Origin of the sequence: Novosphingobium meiothermophilum, from assembly GCF_003171715.1 — a bacterium.
In the GTDB taxonomy this organism is placed as follows: domain Bacteria; phylum Pseudomonadota; class Alphaproteobacteria; order Sphingomonadales; family Sphingomonadaceae; genus Novosphingobium; species Novosphingobium meiothermophilum.
Genome location: NZ_QGHL01000008.1, coordinates 430,001 through 432,500, shown reverse-complemented (window position 1 = coordinate 432,500; position 2,500 = coordinate 430,001). Strand labels below are relative to the sequence as shown.

The 2,500-nt window shown below is 53.4% G+C and carries 1 rRNA gene (only partly in view); it reads right to left on the bottom strand.

The features are described from left to right. Positions 1–2,350, bottom strand: a 23S ribosomal RNA gene (locus DKM43_RS10605) (it extends 441 nt beyond the left edge of the window). Between the last annotated feature and the right edge of the window lie 150 nt (positions 2,351–2,500).

The following is a 2,500-nucleotide window of genomic DNA, read 5'->3' as shown; positions in this document are numbered from 1 at the left end:
CGTACCTTTTATCCGTTGAGCGATGGCCCTTCCACGAGGGACCACCGGATCACTATGACCGACTTTCGTCTCTGCTCGACTCGTCAGTCTCGCAGTCAGGCAGGCTTATGCCATTGCACTCTAACAGACGGTTTCCAACCGTCCTGAGCCTACCATCGCGCGCCTCCGTTACTCTTTAGGAGGCGACCGCCCCAGTCAAACTACCCGCCACAGAGGGTCCCCGAACCGGCTAACGGTCCTGGGTTAGACATCAGAAAACAACAGGGTGGTATTTCACCTATGGCTCCACACCAGCTGGCGCCAGTGCTTCAAAGCCTCCCACCTATGCTACACAATTCTTTCCTAATGCCACTCTGAAGCTGCAGTAAAGGTGCACGGGGTCTTTCCGTCTAACCGCGGGTACTCCGCATCTTCACGGAGAATTCAATTTCGCTGAGCATATCCTGGAGACAGTGGGGAAGTCGTTACGCCATTCGTGCAGGTCGGAACTTACCCGACAAGGAATTTCGCTACCTTAGGACCGTTATAGTTACGGCCGCCGTTTACTCGGGCTTCAATTCGGAGCTTGCACTCCTCCTCTTAACCTTCGAGCACCGGGCAGGCGTCACACCCTATACGTCGTCTTGAAGCCGACTTAGCAGAGTGCTGTGTTTTTGCTAAACAGTCGCTACCCCCTGGCCTGTGCCCCCAACAAGTGCTTGCGCACAAGTTGGGCCTCCTTCTTCCGAAGGTACGGAGGCAATTTGCCGAGTTCCTTCAGGATACTTCTCTCAAGCGCCTTGGTATACTCTACCTGACCACCTGTGTCGGTTTCGGGTACGGTCTATACGGTGGGGCTATTTCCTGGAACCACTTCGAAGCCACTCCAATCCATTAAGAAGTGACAACACACGTGATCCGTCACACACCACCAGGCCCACGAATATTAACGTGGTTCCCATCGACTACCCCCTTCGGGCTCGTCTTAGGGGCCGGCTCACCCTGCTCAGATTAGCTTTAAGCAGGAACCCTTGGTCTTTCGGCGAGAGGGCATCTCACCCTCTTTGTCGCTACTCATGTCAGCATTCGCACTTCCGATACCTCCACGACCCATTACCAGATCGCTTCTCAGGCCTACGGAACGCTCCGCTACCGCTCAGTCAAAGACTGAACCCTAAGCTTCGGTGCATCACTTTAGCCCCGTTACATCTTCGCCGCAGGAACCCTTGTTTAGACCAGTGAGCTGTTACGCTTTCTTTAAAGGATGGCTGCTTCTAAGCCAACCTCCTGGTTGTTTTGGGATTCCCACATGCTTTCCCACTTAGTGATGACTTGGGGACCTTAGCTGTAGGTTAGGGCTGTTTCCCTTTTGACGACGGACCTTAGCACCCGCCGTCTGTCTGCCGAACAAGTCTCGCTGGTATTCGGAGTTTGGTTAGAATTGGTAGATCTCGCGACCCCCGCATCCATCCAGTGCTCTACCCCCAGCGGCATACATTCGACGCTCTACCTCAATAGATTTCGCGGAGAACCAGCTATTTCCCGGTTTGATTGGCCTTTCACCCCTAAACACAACTCATCCGAGAATTTTTCAACATTCAACGGTTCGGCCCTCCAGTGCGTGTTACCGCACCTTCAGCCTGGTCATGCCTAGATCACCGGGTTTCGGGTCTAATTCATCGAACTCAGTCGCCCTGTTCAGACTCGCTTTCGCTGCGCCTACACCTATCGGCTTAAGCTTGCTCGATAAACTAAGTCACTGACCCATTATGCAAGAGGTACGCTGTCACCCCACAAGGAGGCTCCAACTGCTTGTAAGCATTCGGTTTCAGGTACTGTTTCACTCCCCTCATCGGGGTGCTTTTCACCTTTCCCTCACGGTACTGTGTTCGCTATCGGTCATGTACGAGTATTTAGGCTTGGAGGGTGGTCCCCCCATGTTCAGACAGGATTTCACGTGTCCCGCCCTACTCAAGTCTCATCCCATCACTTTCGCATACGGGGCTGTCACCCGCTATGGCCACTCTTTCCAAAGTGTTCTGCTAGTTGAAGAATGAGCACTGGCCTGGTCCGCGTTCGCTCGCCACTACTAACGGAATCTCGGTTGATGTCTTTTCCTCCAGGTACTGAGATGTTTCAGTTCCCCGGGTTCGCTTCACCAGATCTATGTATTCAATCTGGGATACCTTATCCACCTCACTCACATCGCGATCGCTCGCCATACGAGAGAAATGGTGAAGGTGGGTTTCCCCATTCGGAAATCGCCGGATCAAAGCTTGCTCACAACTCCCCGACGCTTATCGCAGCGTGCCACGTCCTTCATCGCCTGTACATGCCAAGGCATCCACCAAATGCTCTTACCTCACGCTTGAGAATCCGCACCATCAACGACAGACCTGCATAAAATCTGCGTCGCCTTTACGGTGCGGACGATAATCTCAGCCAGATTTACATCTGTAAGTGACACATCAATCCACCCCACCAGCACACGATCGCTCGCGCGCCAGAGCGGCAAACCAAT